Source organism: Streptococcus sp. STR1/CE/0325 (genome assembly GCF_055386095.1).
The window spans coordinates 118089-141579 of sequence record NZ_AP045018.1; the positions used below are offsets into that span (position 1 = coordinate 118089).

Sequence of the window (23491 nt, forward strand, 5' to 3'; positions counted from 1 at the left end):
AATAAAGAAACAGGAGGTTAGCATGGCAAATATTATCGAACTCCCTCAAGTATTGGCCAACCAAATTGCAGCAGGAGAAGTGATTGAACGACCTGCCAGTGTGGTCAAGGAATTGTTGGAAAATGCCATTGATGCAGGCAGTCACGCCATTACCATTCGCATCGAAGAAGCAGGGCTAAAGTCCATCCAAATCATTGATGACGGCGAAGGCATGCTGGCTGAGGATGTGCCTCTTAGTTTGAAGCGCCATGCCACCAGCAAGCTCAAGAACCAAGCGGATCTCTTTCGCATCAAGACCCTTGGCTTTAGAGGGGAGGCTTTGCCCTCTATTGCTTCGGTGAGTCGGCTGACGATTCAAACAGCGACCCAAGAGCAAAGCCAAGGGCTAGAGCTGGTAGCTGAAGGGGGAGATATCCAATCACAAACCCCCATCAAAAAGGCGAGAGGAACCAGCATTACCGTCCAAGATTTGTTTTACAATACCCCAGCCAGACTCAAGTACATTAAGACTTTGCAAAACGAACTCAGTCATATTGTTGATGTGGTCAATCGTCTGGGGCTAGCCCATCCAGAGATTGCCTTTACCCTAATCAGTGAGGGAAAAGAGCTGACCAAAACCAGTGGCAGTGGGGATTTGCGCCAGACCATAGCTGGGATCTACGGGCTACAAACGGCTAAAAAGATGGTTGAAATTAGCGCTTCTGACCTAGATTTTGAGGTGTCGGGTTATGTGAGTTTGCCCGAGTTGACCCGTGCTAATCGCTCTTATGTGACCCTTTTAATCAATGGCCGCTACATCAAAAATTTTCTGCTCAATCGTGCCATCTTAGATGGTTATGGGTCCAAACTCATGGTGGGACGTTTTCCGCTTGCGGTCATCGATATTCAGTTGGATCCTTATTTGGTGGATGTCAATGTGCATCCGACCAAGCAGGAGGTGCGACTATCCAAAGAAAAAGAATTGACCACCTTGATTAGTCAAGCAATCAGAGAAAGTCTCAGCCAGCAAGAACTCATCCCAGACGCTCTAGAAAATCTCGCCAAATCAAGCACCAGAAGAACCCATAAACCTGAACAAACCAGTCTGTCGCTACAGGCTTCTGGGCTTTACTATGACAAGGAAAAGGGGGACTTTTTCGTCCAGCCAAAAGCACCTGAGATTGAAGAGGTCTTTTCAGCACCCCTACCCGCCCCTGTGTCAGACCATCTTCACTATGCTAGTCGCAAGGAAGATGAGCTAGAGGATAGGGAGCATCCAGACTTATCGAAGCTAGACAAGGCCAAGTGGTCTAGGCTAAGAGAACGTTTGGAACAAGAAGGCAACTCCACCTTTCCAGAATTGGAGTATTTTGGTCAAATGCACGGGACCTACCTCTTTGCCCAAGGCAAAGAAGGGCTGTACATCATCGACCAACACGCAGCCCAAGAGCGGGTCAAGTATGAATACTACCGTGAAAAAATCGGTGAGGTAGATAATAGCCTCCAGCAGCTCTTGGTTCCTTATCTGTTTGAGTTCTCAAAGGCAGATACCCTGCGCTTGCAGGAAAAAATGCCCCTACTTCACCAAGTGGGTATCCATTTAGAGCCTTATGGCGACCAGACCTTTATCCTGCGTGAGCACCCCATCTGGTTTAAGGAAGAAGAGATCGAATCGGGGGTCTATGAGATGTGTGACATGCTGCTTTTGACCAATCAGGTGTCCATCAAGGATTACCGAGCAGACCTGGCCATCATGATGTCCTGTAAGCGTAGCATCAAGGCCAATCATAGCCTTGATGAACACTCTGCGCGCCATCTCTTAGTTCAGCTGTCCCAGTGTCAAAATCCCTATAATTGTCCCCACGGCAGACCGGTGTTGGTACATTTTTCCAAGGGCGATATGGAAAAGATGTTCCGTCGTATTCAGGAAAATCACACCAGCCTTAGAGAACTGGGCAAGTATTAGGAGGCAAGAATGAAGGCATTTTTTCAACTGCCCAAGCAAATCCAGTGGCGCGAAGGAATCAATTTTTTGACCAAGGTCATCGGAAGCAGTGTCTTTCCTTTTATGGCGCTGTATTATAGCCGTTACTTTGGAGCAGTCTGGGCGGGTATCTTGCTCATGCTGACGCAGGTGATTGGCTTTCTAGCTGGTCTTTACGGCGGGCATTTGACCGACAGCCTGGGACGAAAAAAGGTGGCAGATTTAGGGAATCTCTTGACCGCTTTGGGTTATCTCTTGGCTATTTTGACCAACTTACCCCATCATCCCATGCCTGTCTTAGCTTTTTTTGGTTTTCTGTTGATTGATAGCATGACCAATTTTAGTGCACCGGCTTACAGTGCCATGGTGATTGATCTGACGACAGAGGACAATCGCCGCTATGTCTATACCATTAGTTACTGGTTGGTTAATCTGGCCATTATGATTGGCTCAGCCCTCGCTGGTCTATTTTATGAGGCGCATTTTTTCGTGCTGTTGCTTGTCATGGGCGTGATTTCCTTGTTCAAATACCTGTTTGTCTGGCTCAAGTTTGAAGAAACCAAGCCAGATGAGTTGGTGTTTGAACACGGACATGGCGTGCTGTCTTTGTTTCGCAATTATGGTCAAATTGTAAAAGACCGCATTTTCTTGCTCTATGCCTTGGGGAGTGCCAGTCTAGCCTTTATCTTTCAGCAGGTCAATGCTTATTTGCCCGTTCATTTTGAGCGGACCTTTCAGGTGACGCAGGTCTTTGGGATGACCATCACAGGTCCTAAGATGCTGAGTCTTTCAGTCATGATAAATACTTTGATGGTGCTGGTATTGATGACTGTTATCAGTCAGAAGACGAAAGGTCTTCCTCTCTTTGTTCAGTACAGTCTAGGGCTTTTTTGCTTTTCTTTTGGCATGTTTTTATCCATGATGTTTGACCAGTTTATTCCCCTCATTTTAGCAACGGTGCTTTATAGCTTGGGGGAAATCATCAATGTCCCTGCCAGTCAAGTGCTTAGAATTGAGATGATGAAGGAGGATAAAATCGGTTCTTATTCAGGCTTTTTGGCGATGTTTTATCCCGTTGGGAAAATCCTTGCTAGTCTGATGGTCTCACTTAGTGGTGTGGTCGGAAGCCTTGGTGCGGTGCTCTTTTTTATCCTCGTTGTGTGTTTAGGTTATCTAGCGACCTACTACGCTGTTAAGCACAGACATTCATAAAGAAAGGAATATTAGAATTAAATGAAGGCATTTTTTCAATTACCCAAACAAATTCAAATACAAGAAGGCATTAGTTTTTTATCGACCCTGTTATCTAGTAGCATTTTCCCCTTTATGGCGCTTTATTATAGCCACTTTTTTGGTGCCGTCTGGGCTGGGATTTTACTGATGGTGGTGCAGGTGGTCAATTTCCTCACTACCCTTTATGGTGGGCATCTAGCAGACGCTTGGGGGAGAAAGGCTATGCTAGATGGGGCAAACCTGAGCATGCTCTTTGGTTTTATCCTTGCTGTTTTTAGTAATATTCCAGACCATCAACTTCCTCAGTTGGCTTTTATTGGTTTCTTGTTGGTCAATGTCGGGTTTAGTGTGTCTTATCCTGCTTACAGCGCCATGATTATCGATCTGACGACCGAGGACAATCGTCGCTATGTTTATACCATCAGTTATTGGTTGACCAATATTGCTGTTATGTTAGGGTCAGCTGTGGCTGGTTTGTTTTATGAGCAGCATTTCTTTTTGCTTTTGGTTGTCTATGCTTTTTTTGCTCTCTTTCGCTATATTTTTGTGCATTATTATTTTCAGGAGACCAAGCCTAGCCAGATGACCTTTGAGCATGGAGGGAATCTCAAGGCAGTCTTTAAAAATTATGGTGAGGTCATGAAGGATCGTATCTTTTTGCTCTACGCTTTGGGGAGTACCAGCTTGACCTTTATGTATCAACAGATTGATGCTTATCTGCCCTATCATTTTGCCAAAAGCTTTCAGTCTATTTCGCTGTTTGGATGGACTATTACAGGACCTAAGATGTTGAGCTTATCGGTTATGATTAACACCATCATGGTGGTGCTTTTGATGACCAGGGTCGAAAAAGCCACCAAGCGCATGAAGCTGCTTCCTCAGTATATCCTAGGTGTGGCGCTCTTTAGCTTGGGTCTTGTGATGGCTATGAATAGTCAGACCCTTTACTGGATTTCCTTAGCGACTGTCATTTACACCTTTGGGGAGATGATTAATGTCCCAGCTAGTCAGGTGCTTCGAGTGGAGATGATGGATGACAATAAAATTGGGTCATACACGGGCTTTTTAAGTATCTTTTATCCTCTAGGTGCTATGTTAGCCAGTAGCATGCTGAGCTTGAGTGCTTGGGTGGGGAGTTTAGGTGTCCAACTCTTCTTTGCCCTCGTGGTCGTGATAGGGCTTGGCTTGACCCTTTATTCAGCCAAAATACATGGAATTAAGGAGTAATCATGTACGAATATTTTAAAGGAAAAATTGTGGGCTTACGTGCCAATCTCTTGATTCTTGAGGTAGGTGGCATTGCTTATCTCTTTCATGTGGCTAATCCCTATGTCTATGCCAGTCGTGTTGGTGAAGATGTTCTAATCTACGCCCATCAAGTGGTGCGTGAGGACGCTCAGTTGCTCTATGGTTTTACTAGTCAAGAGGAAAAAGACCTCTTTTTACGTTTGATTTCTGTTTCAGGGATTGGACCTGTGTCTGCTCTAGCTATTATCGCAGCCGATGACCATGAAGGGTTGGTGCAGGCGATTGCAGATAAAAATATTACCTACCTCACTAAGTTTCCTAAAATTGGGAAAAAAACAGCTCAGCAGATGATTTTAGATTTAGAAGGCAAGATGCCGCTAGACTTAGGGGCAAATCAGCCGACCCAGCAGGCTAGACCAAGCACCAATCTCGCTCTTGAAGAAGCCATGGAGGCTCTGCTTGCTTTGGGTTATAAGGCAGCAGAAATCAAGAAAATCAAAACGTTCTTTGAAGGGACAGATGAGACATCGGAGTATTATGTCAAGTCTGCTCTTAAAATGTTGATGAAATAAAGGAGGCAGCATGAAACGTTGCGCGTGGGTCCCGCTAGATAACCCCTTGTATCAAGCCTACCATGATGATGAATGGGGCAAGATCGTGCATGATGATCGCCATTTGTTTGAGAGCCTTTGTCTTGAGACCTACCAGTCAGGTCTATCTTGGCTGACAGTCCTTAAGAAACGATCTAGCTTTCGCTTGGCCTTTCATCAGTATCACATTGACCAAGTGGCGCAGATGACAAGTAGCATGATTGATGAGCTGCTAGAGAATCCTAATATCATTCGCCACCGAAAAAAATTAGCAGCCACTGTTACCAATGCGCAAGTCATCCAAGGACTGCAAGAAGAGTTTGGCAGTTTTGATGCCTATCTGGTGTCCTTTTTAAAAGCGCAGGAGGGAGAATCCCAAGAAAGAGTTGCCCAGCAATTAGCTAAAACCTTGAAAAAAAGAGGCATGTCTTTCTTTGGTCCGACAACTGCCCTTTCCTTCTTGCAAGCGATTGGAGCCTTTAATGGGCATGCAGCGGATTGTAGCTATCAAACCAAGGATACATTTTATTAAAAAAACGAATAATCTAGTAGGAGGTCGTCATGAAAGCAGAAATCATCGCGGTTGGGACGGAGATTCTAACTGGTCAGATTACGAATACCAATAGTCAGTTTCTCTCAGAAAGACTAGCGGATTTGGGGATTGATGTGTATTTTCAAACCGCTGTGGGGGATAATAAGGAGCGCTTATTGTCGGTTTTGCAGATCGCAAAAGAGCGCAGCGACCTGATTATCCTCTGCGGGGGGCTGGGACCAACGGATGATGATTTGACCAAGCAGACCCTAGCCCAGTTTTTAGATAGACCCTTGGTCATGGATGAAGCGAGTAAAGAAAAGATGGAATCTTTCTTTGAAAGCCGCCACAAAATCTTTAGCGCCAACAATTATCGGCAAGTTCAGCTACTGGAAGGTAGTATCCCCCTTCCCAATCCAACAGGATTAGCCGTTGGCGGTTTAGTAGAGGCAAAAGGGCGGACTTATGTGGTCTTACCTGGACCACCAAATGAACTCAAACCGATGGTACGTGCCTCCTTGATGCCTCTGTTAAGTGGCGATCGGCCGCTTTACTCAAGGGTCTTGCGTTTTTTTGGGATTGGAGAGAGCGCCTTAGTTACCCAGATTGCTGATTTGATTGAGAACCAGGTAGATCCGACCATAGCTCCATACGCCAAGACAGGTGAAGTAACCCTACGCCTATCGACAAAAGCTAGCCATCAAAGAGCTGCTGATGAGCGTTTAGATGCTTTAGAGGAGGCGATTCTCTCTAGAGGAAAGCTTAGAGAGTATTGTTACGGATATGGTGAGGACAATAGTCTGGCTCAGGTGGTCTATCAGCTTTTGGTAAAAGAGGGCAAAACCTTGAGTGCTGCTGAGAGCCTAACGGGAGGACTGTTTCAAGCGACATTGGTCGCTCAAGCTGGAGCTTCTCAGGTCTTTAAAGGTGGCTTTGTTACTTACAGCATGGAAGAAAAGTCCAAAATGTTGGGGGTTCCTCTAGAAGGCTTGAAGCAACATGGTGTGGTGAGCTCTTTTGCCGCAGAAAAAATGGCCCAAGGGGCAAGGGAAAAAACAGGAGCAGATTTCGCCCTGTCGCTGACGGGAGTAGCTGGTCCAGATGAGCTAGAAGGTCAGGCAGTTGGTACAGTTTATCTAGGTCTAGCCACTCGAGATAAGGTGTTTGCAAAGCGACTGGAGCTGGGTTCTAGGCCTCGGTCAATCCTTCGTGAGATTGCTGTTTTGGAAGGCTTTGACCTCGTACGTCGGGCTTTATTATCCAAGGATAATATGGTATAATAACTAGATAAGTTTTCGCAAGAAAAGGAGACAAGATTGGCTAAAAAGAAAAAACCAAAAAAATTAGAAGAGATTTATAAACGTTACGGAGAAGAGCGAGAAAAAGCGCTCAATAAAGCCCTAGCTAGCATTGAAAAGGACTTTGGTAAGGGATCGATCATGCGTCTTGGGGACCGTGCGGAGCAAAAGGTCAAGGTCATCAGTTCAGGAAGCTTGGCGCTTGATATTGCCCTTGGCGCAGGGGGGTATCCTAAAGGACGGATTATTGAGATTTATGGTCCAGAAAGTTCAGGAAAGACAACCGTTGCCCTCCACGCCGTAGCAGAGGTACAAAGACAAGGTGGAATTGCAGCCTTTATTGATGCGGAGCATGCCCTTGATCCAGCCTATGCAGAAGCGCTCGGAGTTAATATCAAAGACCTCTTCCTCTCACAGCCAGACTCTGGAGAGCAGGGCTTACAGATTGCTGAGCAGTTGATTGACTCAGGAGCGGTAGATTTGGTCGTGATTGACTCGGTAGCAGCCTTGGTGCCACGTGCTGAGATTGATGGTGACATTGGGGACAGTCAGGTGGGCCTACAAGCTCGGATGATGAGTCAGGCTATGCGCAAACTTTCTGCATCGATCAATAAGACCAAGACCATTGCCATTTTCATCAACCAGTTGCGTGAAAAAGTTGGGGTCATGTTTGGTAGTCCAGAAACAACACCAGGTGGTCGGGCGCTCAAATTTTATGCTTCTGTGCGTCTAGATGTCCGTGGTACGACCAATAAAATCGAAGGAACTGGTGAACAAAAAGGTGTTCGTCTAGGACGTGAGACCAAGATTAAGGTCGTGAAAAACAAGATTGCTCCCCCTTTCAAGGAAGCCTTGGTTGACATCATGTATGGCGAAGGGATTTCCAAAACTGGTGAGTTGATTAAGATTGCTGTTGACCTTGATATTATCAAAAAATCTGGTTCATGGTACTCTTACAATGGGGAGAAGATGGGACAAGGAACCGAAAATGTCAAGAAATACTTGATGGAACATCCAGAAATTTACCAAGAAATTGATGACAAGGTCAGAGAACACTATGATTTACCGCTTGCCAAAGAAGGCCATCTTCTTGATGAGGAAGCTACAGCCCTAGCTGCTGGAGAAGATAAGGGCAAGAAAAAATCAAGCAAAAAAGGCAAGAAAAAAGAAGAAGTCGAAGAGGACATCGAAGCAGACGATACTCAAGATGAAGAGGAATTGGTTCTTGATGAGCTAGAGCTCGACTTGGAAGATGATGACGAGTTAGATTTGGAAGATTAAAATCGGTCTAAAGTCCTACTTTCTATTTGACAAAAATATGATATAATGATATTAGCACTGTGATAAGAAAGTGAGAGTGGACATGATTAAAATTTATACGATCTCAAGCTGTACAAGTTGTAAAAAAGCAAAGACTTGGTTAAATGCCCATAAATTGCCCTACAAGGAGCAAAATTTGGCCAAAGAACCCCTCACCAAAGAAGAAATTTTAAATATCTTAATGAAGACTGAAAGTGGTGTGGAGAGCATTGTTTCTTCCAAGAACCGCTATGCTAAGGCACTTAACTGCAATATTGATGACCTTAGTGTGAGTCAGGTTATTGATGTTATTCAGGCAAATCCACGGATTTTGAAAAGTCCCATCCTGATTGATGAAAAGCGCCTTCAAGTCGGTTATAAAGAAGACGATATCAGAGCTTTTCTACCACGTTCGATTCGTAATGTTGAAAATGCAGAAGCGAGATTACGTGCTGCCTTGTAAGAAGAACAAAAGAAGATCAGTTGCTCTGGTCTTCTTTCCTTTGTAACAATAAGATTACGTTTAAAGGGTTCTTCTTGTGTAAAGTTGAAACATAAGGTATAATGTAAGAATAGATTATCATGAGAAAGAAGGTGTACATATATGGGATTCACAAGTGATACCGTAAGATTTCGATTAGATGATAGCAACAAAAAGGAAATCAGTGAAACCTTGACAGCTGTCTATCGCTCATTGGACGAAAAAGGCTATAACCCGATCAATCAAATTGTTGGCTATGTCCTTAGTGGGGATCCTGCTTATGTTCCTCGCTATAATGATGCCAGAAATCAAATTCGCAAATACGAACGTGACGAGATTGTTGAAGAGCTTGTGCGCTATTACCTCAAAGGAAATGGGATTGACAACTTATGAGAATCATGGGATTAGATGTCGGTTCAAAGACAGTCGGTGTGGCTATCAGTGATCCACTAGGGTTTACAGCCCAAGGCCTCGAGATTATTCCCATCAATGAGGAAAAAGAAATCTTTGGCTTAGAGCGTTTAGGTGAAATTATCAAGAGCTATCAGGTTGAAAAGATTGTGATTGGTCTGCCTAAGAACATGAACAATACTAGCGGTCCGCGCGTAGAAGCAAGTCAAGCCTACGGCAAGTTAGTCGAGGAGACTTTTGGTCTTGTCGTTGACTATCAAGATGAGCGTTTGACGACTGTTGAAGCGGAGCGTCTCTTGATTGAACAAGGAGACGTGAGTCGAAATAAACGCAAAAAAGTCATTGATAAGTTAGCCGCTCAGCTGATTTTACAAGGTTATTTGGACCGCTTATTTTAAAGGAGGTGACAGCTATGATTTTCCATCACGGTAACGAAGAAGAACATCAAGAAGAAAACAAAGACTAATGAGGACATCCTCATCAAAGATAGGAGAAAACCATGACACATCATCACGACCACGATCATGAACACGAAGTGATTACCTTAGTGGATGATCAAGGCAATGAAAGTTTATTTGAAATCTTAATGACCATCGATGGTCAAGAAGAATTTGGGAAAAAATATGTTTTACTTGTTCCTGTTGGAGCGAGTGATTCAGACGAAGAAGTGGAGATCCAAGCCTACTCTTACACAGAAAATGAAGACGGTACAGAAGGAGATCTCCAGCCTATTCCTGAAGATGCTGAAGACGAATGGAATATGATCGAAGAAGTCTTCAACAGCTTCCTTGATGAGGGGTAACAGTCAATTTTTTGACACCTTTTTAAAGAGAGAGAATCATTTGGTTCTCTCTTTTTTATATTTATAGCAGTAGGAGAGGACTTGGTTTTCCCATCGTTTTTCGAATAGAAAAGTATGAGAAAAAGACCAGTTAGTCAAGAAGAAGCTTTGTTTTTGAAAGATTATGACAAAAAAACTTATCACACCTTTAAAGAGCTTAAAAAATATGCTAGGATTTGTAAGAAATTGACGAAATGCTAAAATTTTGAGATACTGGAAGAAGAACATTATTGAAAATGAGGTATCTATGTGAAAGAACATGAAGAAGAGAAGGTTGACGTGCCTTCTTCACCATATAGACGTAGTCGTAGGGAGCGTCAAAGACCGGTCAAAGAAACAACAAAACACGAACGCCCAAGAGGCTTGGGGATGCATTATCGACCGTCTGGTTGGGAGCCGTTTTATCTCTTGTTGGCAAGTCTTTTAGCGGCTGCTTTGGGTGTTTTACCAAGTGTGTTTCATCTGGAAACAGCGAACTATTCTGAGCAGCTCTATACTGGTTTGATGTTTGCAAAGGGAAGCCTTCTTCCTTATAGTGATTTGTTTGCGACAGGTGGATTTTTGTATTATGCGGTGTTAGCAGCGAGTCAGATTTTGGGGTCTTCTCTCTGGATGCTCTTGCCCTTATTTTTAGCCCTTTATGTTTCAGGAACGTATCTGTATCGTTTGCTTGCCCAGTTGAGTAATCAAGCTAGCTTGGCTTTTGCAGGGACCTTGTTGTTTTATCTGTTTAATGCGACTCTAGGATTTGGCGGGGTCTATCCCATTCAGTTGGCACAGCCCTTTGTCTTGATTGGTTTGCATTTTTTGGCCAAATTCCTCAGTCAAGACACACCAGACGAATCCTTTATCCTGTATGGGCTTTTGAGTGCGGTTAGTATTTTAATCGAACCACGAACACTTTTTGTTTGGGGCTTGTCGCTTCTTGTGATGATAGGTTACTCTTTTTACAAGCGTCAAGTGGCTAGAGGGGTTTATCGCCTGCTTGCCATGTTACTAGGGGCGGTTGTGGTCTATTATGGGGTGGGGTATTTTATTCTCAATTTCCAAATCTTGACCCCTTCTCTTTCTCAGGCTTACGGTCAACACCTTTTCACCTTACCGGTGCAAAATGAAGATTTACTCTTTAGTCTTGGCTATCAGCTCTTGCTCTTTGTGCTGATGGGTGGGCTATTTGGAATGTTTGGGTTTTGGTCACATTGGCGAGAAACCAGCACCTTAAAGAGTCTTAAGATCTTGCTCTTTGTCCTCCTTCTGGTCTTTTTAGGCTATGCCTTAGGTTCAAGAACTTTCTCACCAGTCCAAGCACTGGATTACCTACCGTATAGCTTGCTTTTGACTGCATTTTATGTGCAAGGAAAGGGCAAACGACAGAGCAGCTCTCATCGTCAAGTGTCTTCGGTAACGTGGACGTCCTTTGGTGGCTGGATGCGAGCGTGTCTGTATTTGCCTTATCTGCTTTTGATCTTAGCCCTTGGTCAACAATTGATCCCACAAGTCTTAGGCTACAATCTCATTGAGGAGCGGACAGCTCTAGCTCAGACACTAAACGATAAGGTGAAGAAAAATCAGACCTTATCTGTCTGGAATACCAGTGCTCAAGTGTATCAAGAAACAGGTTTGCCATCCAGTTCACCATTTAGTGTGATGACGACTTATGCTAGCTTACCCGAGTATCAATCAGCCGTAGAGGATGCCTTTTTGCAAAATAAGGCGACCTATCTGGTCATCAATCAACAGATTAGCCTTCCTGATTCTCTATCACGTGATTTAAAAGAACATTATCAAAAGGTAGATACGAATGGCATCACCCAATTTACCCTTTATCAGCTGAAGTAAAATCAATATCTTGTGTTTTGAAGAAAAAGAAACACAAGATATTGATTTTTTTTGAGAAAGTATTATAATAGACTTTGTGAATGACAAAACAAAGCGCTTTAGAAAAGGAGGCTGAAACTGCGATGACAAGAATAGATGTAGAACAAGAGCCAGCCTTAAAAGAGGCGATTCTATCCGAACTTTCTGCCTTGATGGCAAAAGAAGAAGCCGTGGTTAATGAAAATGCCAATAAGGATAGTCAGGTCTTTCATACCTTACGCGATTTGACAGCAGGGGCGGTGGCTAAAGCCATCGGATTAGCCCAGTTGCCAAAGGCCGTCCGAGAAGCTCACGAATCGGGTGATTTGCATTTTCACGATTTGGATTATAGCCCTTATACTCCGATGACGAATTGTTGCTTGATTGATTTTAAGGGCATGTTTGAAAAGGGCTTTAAGATTGGCAATGCCCAAGTCACTTCTCCAAAATCCATTCAAACAGCCACGGCTCAGATGGCTCAAATCATTGCCAATGTTGCCTCATCACAATATGGTGGTTGTTCGGCTGACCGGGTGGATGAGGTGTTAGCGCCTTATGCCAAGATGAATTTTCACAAGCACCTAAAAGAGGCGAAGCGTTGGGTGTCTTTGGACCAGCAAGAGGCTTATGCTTATGAAAAGACTAAAAAAGATATCTACGATGCTATGCAGAGTTTGGAGTATGAGATCAATACGCTCTTTTCCTCCAATGGTCAAACCCCTTTTACGTCCTTGGGATTTGGTTTGGGTGAGGATTGGTTTTCAAGAGAGATCCAAAAAGCTATTTTAACCATTCGCATGGAAGGGCTTGGTGAGAGCAAGCGAACCGCTATTTTTCCAAAGTTGATTTTCACCCTCAAGCGTGGGCTAAATCTGGAGGAAGGTTCGCCTAACTATGACATCAAGCAGCTAGCTCTTAGGTGTGCGACTAAGCGCATGTATCCAGATGTCTTGTCTTATGATCAGATTGTTTCTTTGACGGGGTCGTTCAAAGTGCCCATGGGTTGTCGTTCTTTCTTGCAAGGCTGGCAGGATGAAAATGGCAAGGAAGTCAATGCTGGTCGGATGAACTTAGGAGTCGTGACTCTCAATCTGCCACGATTAGCTTTAAAAGCCAAGGGGAATTTGGCTGTGTTTTGGTCGGATTTTGAGAATTTGCTGGACTTAGCCAAGGAGGCTTTGGTTTACCGGATTGGACGGGTCAAGGAAGCCAAACCACAAAATGCCCCTATTTTGTACCAATATGGTGCCTTTGGTGTAGCTCTTCGTGATGATGAGAGTGTGGATAGTTTGTTTAATCAGCACAGGGCAACCATTTCTCTGGGTTATATCGGTCTTTATGAAGTGGCGACGCTTTTTTATGGTCCTAATTGGGAAAAAGATGCTGCGGCTAAGGAATTGACGCTAGAGATTATCCGAAAGATGAAGTCCTTTTGTGAGACGTGCTCAGCTACTTATGATTATCATTTTTCCGTTTATTCTACGCCGTCAGAGAGCTTAACAGACCGTTTTTGTAGGCTTGATACAGACCGCTTTGGTTTGGTTCAGGATATCACGGATAAGGGCTACTATACCAATAGTTTTCATTATGATGTGAGGAAAAATCCAACGCCTTTTGAGAAATTAGATTTTGAAAAAGACTATCCCAAAGCAGGCGCAACGGGAGGCTTTATTCATTATTGTGAATACCCTGTTTTGCAACAAAATCCTAAGGCGCTTGAAGCGGTGTGGGATTACGCCTATGATCGGGTGGGCTATCTTGGAACCAATACGCCCATTGACCATTGTGAGTTGTGCGGATTTGAAGGTGAGTTTGAGCCGACAGCACGTGGTTTTCGCTGTCCTTCTTGTGGCAACACCGATCCAAAGACTGTTGATGTGGTCAAACGAACCTGCGGTTATTTAGGCAATCCGCAGGCACGTCCCATGGTCGCAGGCAGGCATAAGGAAATTACAGCGCGTGTCAAACACATGAACAGCTCATCACTTTAAATAGAATAGAAAGGAAAGAAAAATGGGAAAATACCAATTAGATGACAAAGGGAAACGTCAGGTCGAGCGCTTTCATGAGAAACACTCCACAGGCAGATCTGATAAGAAGAGTCGTATCGCCTCCCTAAAGCAAGCATTTTTAGAAAAAAAGAAATAAGATGGAATTAAGACGTCCACGTTTAGAGGATAAAGCAGCCATCCTTGAGATGATGGAAGAGTTTACAAAGGCAAATTCGCCTCATGATGGGGGCTGGTATCAGACGGATGATTTTTCCTATGAAGGTTGGCTGGAGAATAATGCTCGCTCTGAGATGGGGCTTGGGCTAAAAGCAGGCTATGTTCCTGCGATTCAGTTAGTTTCCTTTGATAAGACCAATCGTCCCTTGGGCTTTCTTCACTTGCGCTTGCGTCTTAATGATCACCTACTGGAGCACGGAGGTCATATTGGCTATTCCATTCGTCCCAGTGAGCGAGGAAAAGGTTATGCCAAAGAGCAGTTGCGTTTAGGCTTAGCACTAGCCAGACAAAAAAATATCAAGGACGTCTTGCTCACCTGCCATGAGAGTAATGCAGCGAGCAGTCGGACGATTTTGGCTTGTGGTGGTCGCTATGAGGACAGCCGAAGGGAAACGCAACGTTACTGGATCAAACAAGAAGAGTAAAGGAGTTGCTTAGATGAATAACCCAAAACCACAAGAATGGCGCAGCGAAGACCTCAGTCAAGGTCGTATCATGGATTATAAGGCCTTTAATTTTGTTGATGGTGAAGGTGTTCGCAATTCTCTTTATGTTTCTGGGTGTTTGTTTCATTGTCAGGGCTGTTATAACCAAGCCACTTGGTCCTTTCAAGCTGGTGTTCCCTATACTCAAGAATTAGAAGAACAAATTATGGCAGATCTGGCTCTCCCTTATGTTCAAGGGTTGACCTTATTAGGGGGAGAACCTTTTTTAAACACGGGGATTCTCCTTCCTTTAGTCAAGCGTGTGCGACAAGAACTGCCAGAAAAAGACATTTGGTCATGGACTGGCTATACTTGGGAAGAGTTGATGCTTGAAACCAAGGATAAACTAGAGTTGCTGTCTTATGTGGATATTTTGGTGGATGGGCGATTTGATTTGACTAAGAAAGACCTTTCTTTGCAGTTTCGAGGCTCGTCTAATCAGCGTATCATTGATGTGGCAAAGTCCCTAGACGCTGGTCATGTGATTCTTTGGGACAAACTCGAGGACGCTCACTGAGCGAAAGGATCGGAGTTGTCAGCGTTGACATGACAACTCTTTTTTTGTATAGTAGAGACAAAGGAGAAGATACATGCAAATTTCAAGTCGGATGACCATTGCCCTACACAGTTTGATTTACATCGCTCAGTATCAGGAGCAGGAAAAAGTCACCAGCCAAGTGCTTTACAGGAGTATCGGGGTCAATCCTGTCATTATCAGAACCATTCTATCTCAGCTCAAGCAAGCAGGATTGATCACTGTCAAACGTGGTCAAGGTGGGGCTAACTTGGCGAGAGAACCTGAAGCCATCAGCTTTTTTGATGTTTACCAAGCTGTTGAGAGTGTCAAGGATAACCAACTCTTTCATTTTCATGAAACACCTAATCCAGCTTGTCTAGTGGGGCGTCATATCCATGATTTGTTGGATAGTCGTTTGGATGAGGCACAAAGAGCCTTGGAGCGCCAACTAAAGTCCATGAGCCTAGCAGATGTGATGGTAGATGCTAGCCAGTTTTTGAAAGAATAATAGAAGAAATAAGGTTTGGAATACGATTTCCAAACTTTTTTAAAAAAATCCGTTGTAATACTTGACATGACAACTAAAATGCGGTAAACTTTATTTATAAGTTGTAATGATTTATATGACAACAAAGAAAAAGGAGAAATAATATGACAAGAGTAGCAGTGATTAGTTCAAATGGAAAAGTTGGCCGTCTAGTTGTAGAAGAATTGGTAACACGTGGGCATGAGGTGACTGGATTTGCACGGGGTGAGGAAAATCACTCCCTCGCTCAACAGTATGTGCAAAAGGATTTATTTGCCTTGACCAAGGACGATTTAGCGCCTTTTGAGGTGATTGTGGATGCCTTTGGCGCGTGGACACCTGAAACGCTCCCTCTACATAGTAAAGGGATGACCTACCTTTCAGATCTCTTATCTGGGACGAGCAAGCGTCTTTTGGTAGTTGGTGGGGCAGGTAGCCTTTACCTTGATCCAGAAAAGACCAAACAGTTACTTAATCAGCCTGATTTTCCAGCTGAGTACTATCCCATTGCCAAAGCTCAGACCGATGCCCTTGAGGTACTACGCAAGCGTGATGATGTGAAATGGACTTTTGTCAGCCCAGCTGCTGATTTTAGAGCGGATGGTGATCGTACAGGTGACTATATTTTAGCTGGAGAGATCTTTACCCTCAATGATAAGGGCGAAAGCATGATTAGCTACGCTGACTATGCCGTAGCCCTCGTGGATGAAATCGAAAAAGGCCAGCATTTCAAAGAGCGCATTAGCGTCCTTGGCAAATAATCTAAAAAAGTTTGACATTTCGTCAAGCTTTTTTTCATGTTTAATGAATAGATAAAGTAGGAGAGCTACTTAATTTAGAAGAGTTTTTCTTAATACAAAGTATTCTTTTCAATTGATTTACGAATACTTTAAATGACAGGGTTACCTGATAAAGTTTTAGAAAGGAAAAGCTATGACACAATTTGTTCATCAACTTAATAAACTGCCAGCTAAGCAAAATGAAGTCATTACCATTACTTTTTATTGCCCAACTAACTAGTATAAATCTGATATACAATTTTAGAGATTATTTACGAATATTTTAAGTGACAGGGTTACCTGATAAAGTTTTAGAAAGGAGAAAAAGCTATGACACAATTTGTTCATCAACTTAATAAACTGCCAGCTAGAAAGAATGAGGTTATTACGACAATTACATTCTATTGTCTAGGAAGATAAAATATATTGATAATTAACTTCTCTTTGTGAGAAGTTTTATCTGCATTCTCAAAAAAGCTAGGAGGAGAAAAATGTTTAATTTTTAATTATAGTAAGATCGATCAAGAAAGTCTTCCCTTTTTTGGATTTAAGATTCATATTTCTGCTACTATTGAAAACTACAAACAGATTTATAACACTGTAATTCCTATTTAGAGTAATTTTCTATCTATAAAAAGGAGAACATCATTATGAAACTGGCGTTTAGAAATACAATTTTTGGCGTTTTAGCTTTGTCTCGTTTTTTCAATTCATTTGGGGCAGCTATTTTTAACTTAGTTTTTATTATTTATGCTTCAACTCTGCCTCAAGCAAATTATTTTGTTGGAATTGCAAATCTTATTTTACTCGTTCCAACTTTCTTCACTGTTTTTGTGGGAATTGTAGCAGATAAGACTCCTAAAAAATTCAGAAATCTAATCTTTTGCGGTTTTGTGCAGGCCATTCTTTTTAGTTCTATAGCTTTTTTACTTCACTTTCCAATTTTGTTTGCTTTTTCTAGCCTTTGCTTAATTAATATTATTAGTGATATTATTAGTGATTATGCCGGTGGTTTGAGAATGCCTCTCCAACAACGTTATGTTAAGCAAGGAGACTTAATGGAGGCTTACTCTTTTTCTCAATTTTTGACCTATGCTTCCTCCATTTTAGGGCAAGCTTTTGGGCTATTCCTTCTCACTCTTGCAGGGAACCATTATGAATTAGTGGCAGCTATCAATGCTCTATTTTTTCTTTTTTCTTCTCTCTCACTTTTTTTCATCAAAAAAGATGTTAGTGATATAGATCGTTCAGCTATATCTTCTGTGGAGAAAAAATCACTTATTATTACTTTTAAACAACTTTACCAAAATTTGAGATTGATTTTTGAGCAACAAGAAAATAGTCATTTTACAGCTGTTATGGCAAGTATTCTCATTATCAATGGATTGGGAGGAGCTTTGGGCTCCATATACAATATCTTTTTGCTCAACAATCCTTTTCCTTTCTTAACTTATAGTCAGTCGCTTTTTATGGTTCAGCTAGTTTTAGTTTTGGGAGTTATTATTAGTAGCCTTCTGCCGAACGATTATTTTTCCAAGAAATCTCTTAATTTTCTTCTTACAACCTCTACTTTTTCTATTTTTTTAGTTGGTTTAATGAACCTTTTTGGATTTTCTCTTTTTGGATTAGTTTTTCTTTCTTTTACTATGTATATTTCTGGGAAGATTACGCCTAAAATTGGAAGTCTGCTTATGTCAAATTTGCCTGAAGAAGTATTGGCACAAACGAGTAACTTCATTTCTCTTCTTTTTACCATGTCAGTACCTCTTGGAGTGATGATTTTCTCAAGTTTGGCCATTTTTAATCTCTCCTTAACTTGGATTTGTTTTGTGTTGTTTGCTTTTCTTGCCTTTTATCTTAGTAAGAAGCAAAAACGAGAAAATGTCTCGGAGAGTTTTTGATTTTCGTTTCTAAGATTGATCACCTTCTATTGCAACAAAAGATTATATAAAAATTAAAAAAGATCTTGAAGTAGCAACCATCTTTTAAGGTTGGTTGCTATCAATCGGATGGAGGCTAGACTTGGTATTTAGTCTCTATCTGATTGGTAGATTATAAACACAAGGAGAACCTGATGACACTTATTTATTCTATTTTTCATTCCATTATCAGCAAAAGGGAAGCTAAAATTTTTCTGTCCTTTTGTCTCTTACCTGCATTGGTGCCTCTGTTGTCTTCATCCATGGAGTCCTTGGGAAGCGCTGATTATACAAAAGATTTTTTCTCCTTTTTACAGACAGTTCTTGAGGTGCAGTTTCGCCTCTTGCTTCCGATGCTAATCTTTTCGCTGATTATCTCATCGGTCTTTCGAGAGGAGATTGATAGCAAGATTCTCTTTCTCTATAAGGATATGAATCGTAAGCGCATTTTTGATGCCAAGTTGATTGCACTTTTCATTCTTTATGGACTTTATCTTTTAGCAACGGCTGTCACTTCTCTTATCACTTATTATTTATTTGTGGTTCCGAGATTAAATCAAGCAGGTGCTTTTTTCCCATCTGATGCGACAACTCTCGTTCAAGGCTTACTAGTGATTGGGACACAGTTGCTTTTGGGGGTCATCGTGATTGCCTTGGTGTCTTTGATTTCTATTCGTTCTAAAACCATTGTTGCTGTTTTATCGGGACTCTTCTTTCTCTTCAATATGATTACAGCACCACTTTTAGTAGGATTAAGATATTTGGCTCCCCTTTATTATGCAGGGCTTAAAGGCAATTTGCTTGTTTCCTTAGTTGGGGTTTTGGTTTTGTTCATTTGCTATTTTGGTTTTTGTTATCTCAAAGGCTTGAACCAATTTAAACGAGTTGAATTTTAAGGGAGACTATCATGACGATTTCATTTAGAGGAATAGGTTGGGCTTTGGGTCTTATCACTATAGCAGCCTTGATTTACTGCTTGGGAACCTCTGTCTTGTTTTTAGGTGTCCATGCCCACCTTCCAACGCTTTATCTGCTTTCCCTAGCGGTCTTTATGCCTCTTGGTTTTATCGTGATTCCCTATTGGTTAGCTAAAAAGCCCTATCATCTGGCTGAGCAAAGTGAAGTCCGTTTTGATGTTAAGCAGTACCTTATTTTAGCTGGACTGATTTTCTTGCTCAATCACTTTTTTATCCATAGTGATGAATATCTGCATCAGTTGATTGTGTCTTTGTGTGAGGAAGTCTTATTTCGCCTTATCATTTATACGATTTTGCGCAAAGATTATTCGCGTGAGTTGTCGATTCTATCGACCTCGCTGTTGTTTGGAGTGGTGCTTCACGCCAACTACCCTTTGATGGACAATCTTTTACTTCGCACGCCTCTTGGTCTTTTCTTTTCAATTTTGTCATTACGATTTGGTTTACAGTATGCTATTTCTGGACATTGGCTTTATAATTTAGTAGTTTCCACACTTTAAGGAGTTTTTCATGTTAATCTTTAGTTTATCTCTTGTGTTTTATCTGCTCTTATTCTTTTTTCTGACGCAATTCTTGTTAGTTTTACCCATGCCTGTATTTTTATTGCTCCTTTATTTTGTGCCGATTGGCTTTAACGCTTGGATGACTTATCATCAAAAAACATCACGCTCGACGTTGTTGTCAGCCATAGGACTTCCTTTTTTGTCCATGTTTTTCTTTTTGGCTTTTGCTTATCTGAGTAGAGAAAATGGCACTTGGTTGCAGTTTGTTGAGTTGCATTCGGTAACAGAAGAGGACTTGACCGTTGAAATAGCGGAGAATCTCTTTGAACAAACCCAACTCTTCTTTATGGTTTTTGTTTATAGCGCAAGCTCAGCCCTCACTTACTTTATTAGAAAATCACAACAGATGAAAAAAGGAGTTCAACATGCTTAAAATCAGTAATCTTTCAAAACAATTTACAGGAAATGACTTTTACTCTTTAGACGATGTTTCTATGGAGATTCAAAAAGGCGAGATTGTAGGTCTCATTGGCAAAAATGGTGCAGGTAAATCCACTCTGATGAAACTCATGGCTAAATCGCTCAAACCGACCCAAGGAACCATCACCTATAAAGGAGAGGACATCCATAGCAGGGACAATGTCTTGGATGACTTTGGGATTATGATCGACCCTGTCTTTTATCCTGAGATGACGGTACTAGATAACCTCAAGTTTTACTTGAAGCTTCATGGTAAGACCGATTTGTATGACAATATCGAACCGACTTTGAAGTTGGTGGAGTTATGGGAGTCTAGAAACCGTAAGCCCAAAGGTTTCTCCTTTGGGATGAAACAGCGCACAGCCCTTGCTATTGCCTTGGTGGCAGAGCCAGACTTTCTCATCTTGGATGAGCCTTTTGTCGGACTCGATCCGATTGGTGTACAAAAGTTGATTGACATCTTAAAGCAGTGGTCTAGTGAGCGCCAGATTTCGATGTTGATTTCCAGTCATCAGTTAGGAGAGCTTGAGGCCCTATGTAGCCGTTATGTTTATATCGAAGATGGTAAATTAGCCGATAGTTTTTCAGGGAAGGAACACCCAAGCATCATGGTGCATTTAGATGGAGAAAGGGATTGGGATTTCATTTTGCCAATTCTGCCTCTCTTAGATGATGATGTTGATTTGGATGGGACAGTTCTGGAGATTTCGACCAAGACAAATGCAGAGAAACTAAACAAGATTTTTGGCATCTTGGCAGAGCAAGACTTGATTACAAAAGTGGATATCAAAGAAAATCATCTCAAAGATATTTTCATGAAAGGATAAAAAATGAAACAAGTATTTCCAGCTGTTTTTGAAACTGTATGGAAGCGTAGAGAAACAAAAATCTTTCTCTTGTTCGCTTTTTATACGGTGCTTTACTTCATTGGTTCTTTCTTTGGAGAGTCTAATTTTATGCAGCTATCCATTGAAGATGGACATAAGTATAGTTTCCTCTCTTATTGGGGAATCATGTTCTATTCGATTGATAGTTTGATGTTACCGACCTTGGCGCTTTACTTTTTGACCATTTCGGTCTTTAAGCGCGAAATCGAGGACCATACCTTGTTTTTATACAAGGACCTGAGGCGACGGGATATTTTCCTCTCTAAGTATTTTTCCTTGTTGATTGTGGTTTTGCTCTTCTTTGGAATCAATTTTTTAGTGAGTTTGGTGGTTTACTATACACGTGTCATTCACATGCCGATTGCTTCTCCTAACTTTTGGGGGCAATCTTGGGAAGAGACTCGTTATAGTGTGACGATGCTTTTGTCTCTTTTGATGAAAAGTTTTCTTTCTGTGAGTGTCGCAACTCTGGCTTGTCTTTATTTGAAGCAAGGCGCGACCCTACTTCTTGCGATTGGACTTAGCATTGTCATGTCTATCTTTGCGATGATTGGAGGCCCTCTTGGTTTGCTCTTTCCAAGTGGCTATGGAGGTCTGATAGAAGAAATGACCATTAGTCCTTTGTTTGGTGTACTAGGAATGGTGGGCGTGACGCTTTTATATAGTAGTATCTTGCTACCATTTGGGGCGCGTAAATTTAAGAAGACGGAGTTTTAGATGAAAAATCTGAAGTTAGCGCAGTTATTGTTTAGCTTTTTGCCCAAATCTAAGTTCTTTTTTGGATTGGTTCTGAGTGCGGTTGGAACTGGTCTTGGTCTGTTGATCCCGCAACTGATCGGGAAGTTACTGGATCATCAGTTTTTATCAGAGCTGATGGGTGATCCGAGTGCTTTAGGCATTTTGCTGGTCTTTTTCTTCTCGGTCTATCTCATGCAGGGGGTGGCCCAGTACCTTATCGGGTCTTGTGGAGCGAGGGCACTCAATAGTCTGCAAAAGGAGGCCTATCAAGGCTTGGTCAAGACTTCAGTCAAGGATCTGGACCGCTATGCGGCTGGGGATTTGGCTAGCCGTTTGACCAATGATTTGTCTAATGTGTTGTCCCTTGTGACGACAGTGCTGCCCAATATTTTGCTCAATCTGCTTGTGATTGGAGGGTCGGTTTACTTTCTGTTTGAGATTAGTCCGTCTTTGACGCTTCTTAGCCTGTTACTCCTTCCGATTTTGCTTGGGGTTATGCTTCCGATTGGGCATCTTTTGGAGAAGCATTATACCGCTTATCAAGAACGTCTTGGTGAGATTTCGGGTCGCATGAGTCACAAATTTAGTCATTTTCGTTTGATGAAAGCCTTGGCTGGAGAGCAGCATGAAACGAAGATGATGGGAGCTTCTTTTAATGACTTGACAGCGAGTTTTAAACGCATTATTGGTCTTTGTGCTTTTCAAAATGCTGTGGTCAATAGTTTGTTGATGGGCTTTATCATTTTGATGCTGGGGGTATCTAGTGTGGAAGTGACAAAAGGCCACATGACCATGAGTACTTTGACAACCTTTGTCCTCTATCTGATGCAGTTGATTGATCCTGTGACGGATTTGGTGTCTAGCTTGCCAGACTTATCTGAGTTTAGAAGTGTATCAAGGCGTTTAGAAGAAGTGTTAGACTTGCAAAAAGAAGAGGACCAAGGAACAAAAGAATTGTCTCAGGCGGCTATTTGTTTTGAGGGGGTGAGCTTTTCCTACGATCAAGAAAACGTCTTTGACAACCTTTCTTTTCAAGTGCCTGCTGGAAGTCATATTGCACTTGTGGGGCCAAGTGGGGCTGGGAAGTCCACTATTTTTCAACTGCTCATGCAGTTTCAAACAGACTATATGGGGCGGATTTTGATTGGAGATAAAGAACTAAAAGACTACTCGTCTCAGGCTCTGCGCCGTCAGTTAGCCTATATTCCTCAGGAGAATACCTTGTTTCATGGGACGCTTAGGGACAATCTCTTTTATGGGAAGAATCAAGATGTATCTGAGGAGCGTTTACGCTTGGTTCTTGAGACCTTGGGGCTGTCTTCATTGGTTGAGGACTTAGAAAAAGGGCTAGATACAGAGATTTCAGACAGTGGTATTGGCTTATCGGAAGGACAAAAACAGCGCTTTAATATTGCGCGAGCGCTTCTTTTGGAGCATCCGATCTATCTCTTGGATGAGGTGACGGCAAGTCTAGACCGAGTAACGGAGGCGAGTATTAGTCGGGTGATTGACCGTCTAACGAAAGGCAAGACTCGTTTGACCATTGCCCATAGGCTACACACCGTGCGAGAAGCAGATGCCATCTTGGTCTTGGATAAAGAGGGTCGCCTTGCTGATTTTGGTCGGCATGAGGACTTGCTGATGCGCAGTTCTTTGTACCAACAATTTTTGATGGAAAAACAAAAAGTGAGTTAGATTG

Annotated in this window: 24 protein-coding genes and 1 pseudogene; all 25 read left to right on the top strand. The window is 42.2% G+C overall.

Features of this window, described 5'->3' with window-relative positions; genetic code table 11:
* The first annotated feature begins 22 nt into the window (after positions 1–22).
* The 25 genes and pseudogenes from mutL to ACZ49W_RS00760 all read left to right on the top strand — a co-directional run bounded on the left by mutL (position 23) and on the right by ACZ49W_RS00760 (position 23487).
* The gene (gene mutL, locus ACZ49W_RS00640; RefSeq protein WP_464813424.1) at positions 23–1945 is read left to right on the top strand and encodes a DNA mismatch repair endonuclease MutL; all 1923 of its coding nucleotides are present in this window, start codon (positions 23–25) and stop codon (positions 1943–1945) included.
* Positions 1946–1954: 9 nt separating this feature from the next.
* On the top strand, positions 1955–3175 hold the full coding sequence (locus ACZ49W_RS00645; RefSeq protein WP_464813425.1) for an MDR family MFS transporter: 1221 nt from the start codon (positions 1955–1957) through the stop codon (positions 3173–3175).
* 21 nt (positions 3176–3196) lie between these two features.
* The gene (locus ACZ49W_RS00650) at positions 3197–4423 is read left to right on the top strand and encodes an MDR family MFS transporter (protein ID WP_464813426.1); all 1227 of its coding nucleotides are present in this window, start codon (positions 3197–3199) and stop codon (positions 4421–4423) included.
* A 2-nt stretch (positions 4424–4425) separates the two neighbouring features.
* Complete coding sequence (gene ruvA, locus ACZ49W_RS00655; RefSeq protein WP_464813427.1) at positions 4426–5016, top strand: Holliday junction branch migration protein RuvA; 591 nt, start codon at positions 4426–4428, stop codon at positions 5014–5016.
* A 10-nt stretch (positions 5017–5026) separates the two neighbouring features.
* A complete protein-coding gene (locus tag ACZ49W_RS00660) occupies positions 5027–5566 on the top strand; it encodes a DNA-3-methyladenine glycosylase I (protein WP_464813428.1) in 540 nt (179 codons plus the stop codon).
* Between the two features lie 29 nt (positions 5567–5595).
* Positions 5596–6846 (top strand): competence/damage-inducible protein A, encoded by a 1251-nt coding sequence (locus ACZ49W_RS00665; RefSeq protein ID WP_464813429.1) that lies wholly within the window; start codon positions 5596–5598, stop codon positions 6844–6846.
* Positions 6847–6882: 36 nt separating this feature from the next.
* Positions 6883–7924: pseudogene (recA, locus tag ACZ49W_RS00670) on the top strand (recombinase RecA); the annotation flags it as partial.
* Between the two features lie 303 nt (positions 7925–8227).
* Positions 8228–8626 (top strand): transcriptional regulator Spx, encoded by a 399-nt coding sequence (gene spx, locus ACZ49W_RS00675; RefSeq protein ID WP_464813430.1) that lies wholly within the window; start codon positions 8228–8230, stop codon positions 8624–8626.
* Positions 8627–8767: 141 nt separating this feature from the next.
* Positions 8768–9037, top strand: coding sequence for an IreB family regulatory phosphoprotein (locus ACZ49W_RS00680; protein WP_464813431.1), 270 nt, complete (start codon positions 8768–8770; stop codon positions 9035–9037).
* Positions 9034–9453 (top strand): Holliday junction resolvase RuvX, encoded by a 420-nt coding sequence (gene ruvX / locus ACZ49W_RS00685; RefSeq protein ID WP_464813432.1) that lies wholly within the window; start codon positions 9034–9036, stop codon positions 9451–9453. The genes ACZ49W_RS00680 and ruvX overlap by 4 nt, the downstream gene beginning before the upstream one ends.
* Positions 9454–9554: 101 nt before the next feature.
* Positions 9555–9857 carry a DUF1292 domain-containing protein gene (locus ACZ49W_RS00690; RefSeq protein ID WP_464813433.1) on the top strand — a complete coding sequence of 101 codons (303 nt, stop codon included), beginning with the start codon at positions 9555–9557 and terminating at the stop codon, positions 9855–9857.
* 288 nt (positions 9858–10145) lie between these two features.
* The gene (locus ACZ49W_RS00695) at positions 10146–11735 is read left to right on the top strand and encodes a glycosyltransferase family protein (protein ID WP_464813434.1); all 1590 of its coding nucleotides are present in this window, start codon (positions 10146–10148) and stop codon (positions 11733–11735) included.
* Positions 11736–11857: 122 nt separating this feature from the next.
* Positions 11858–13744, top strand: a complete 1887-nt coding sequence (nrdD, locus tag ACZ49W_RS00700; RefSeq protein ID WP_464813435.1) for an anaerobic ribonucleoside-triphosphate reductase — start codon at positions 11858–11860, stop codon at positions 13742–13744.
* A 22-nt stretch (positions 13745–13766) separates the two neighbouring features.
* The gene (locus ACZ49W_RS00705) at positions 13767–13901 is read left to right on the top strand and encodes a hypothetical protein (protein ID WP_464813436.1); all 135 of its coding nucleotides are present in this window, start codon (positions 13767–13769) and stop codon (positions 13899–13901) included.
* 1 nt (position 13902) lies between these two features.
* On the top strand, positions 13903–14406 hold the full coding sequence (locus ACZ49W_RS00710; protein ID WP_464813437.1) for a GNAT family N-acetyltransferase: 504 nt from the start codon (positions 13903–13905) through the stop codon (positions 14404–14406).
* Positions 14407–14419: 13 nt separating this feature from the next.
* The gene (nrdG, locus tag ACZ49W_RS00715; protein ID WP_464813438.1) at positions 14420–14983 is read left to right on the top strand and encodes an anaerobic ribonucleoside-triphosphate reductase activating protein; all 564 of its coding nucleotides are present in this window, start codon (positions 14420–14422) and stop codon (positions 14981–14983) included.
* Positions 14984–15056: 73 nt separating this feature from the next.
* Positions 15057–15491, top strand: coding sequence for an Rrf2 family transcriptional regulator (locus ACZ49W_RS00720; protein ID WP_464813439.1), 435 nt, complete (start codon positions 15057–15059; stop codon positions 15489–15491).
* A 143-nt stretch (positions 15492–15634) separates the two neighbouring features.
* Complete coding sequence (locus tag ACZ49W_RS00725) at positions 15635–16270, top strand: NAD(P)-dependent oxidoreductase (protein ID WP_464813440.1); 636 nt, start codon at positions 15635–15637, stop codon at positions 16268–16270.
* 668 nt (positions 16271–16938) lie between these two features.
* Positions 16939–18189 carry an MFS transporter gene (locus ACZ49W_RS00730; protein WP_464813441.1) on the top strand — a complete coding sequence of 417 codons (1251 nt, stop codon included), beginning with the start codon at positions 16939–16941 and terminating at the stop codon, positions 18187–18189.
* Positions 18190–18362: 173 nt separating this feature from the next.
* A complete protein-coding gene (locus ACZ49W_RS00735) occupies positions 18363–19103 on the top strand; it encodes an amino acid transporter (protein WP_464813442.1) in 741 nt (246 codons plus the stop codon).
* An 11-nt stretch (positions 19104–19114) separates the two neighbouring features.
* Entirely contained in the window at positions 19115–19684 is a 570-nt protein-coding gene (locus ACZ49W_RS00740) for a CPBP family intramembrane glutamic endopeptidase (RefSeq protein WP_464813443.1), read from the top strand.
* 10 nt (positions 19685–19694) lie between these two features.
* On the top strand, positions 19695–20120 hold the full coding sequence (locus tag ACZ49W_RS00745) for an Msa family membrane protein (RefSeq protein WP_464813444.1): 426 nt from the start codon (positions 19695–19697) through the stop codon (positions 20118–20120).
* Entirely contained in the window at positions 20113–20994 is an 882-nt protein-coding gene (locus ACZ49W_RS00750; RefSeq protein WP_464813445.1) for an ABC transporter ATP-binding protein, read from the top strand. Before ACZ49W_RS00745 ends, ACZ49W_RS00750 begins: the two co-directional genes overlap by 8 nt.
* Before the next feature lie 3 nt (positions 20995–20997).
* Positions 20998–21771, top strand: coding sequence for a hypothetical protein (locus ACZ49W_RS00755; protein WP_464813446.1), 774 nt, complete (start codon positions 20998–21000; stop codon positions 21769–21771).
* Positions 21772–23487, top strand: coding sequence for an ABC transporter ATP-binding protein (locus tag ACZ49W_RS00760; protein WP_464813447.1), 1716 nt, complete (start codon positions 21772–21774; stop codon positions 23485–23487).
* Positions 23488–23491: the final 4 nt, after the last annotated feature.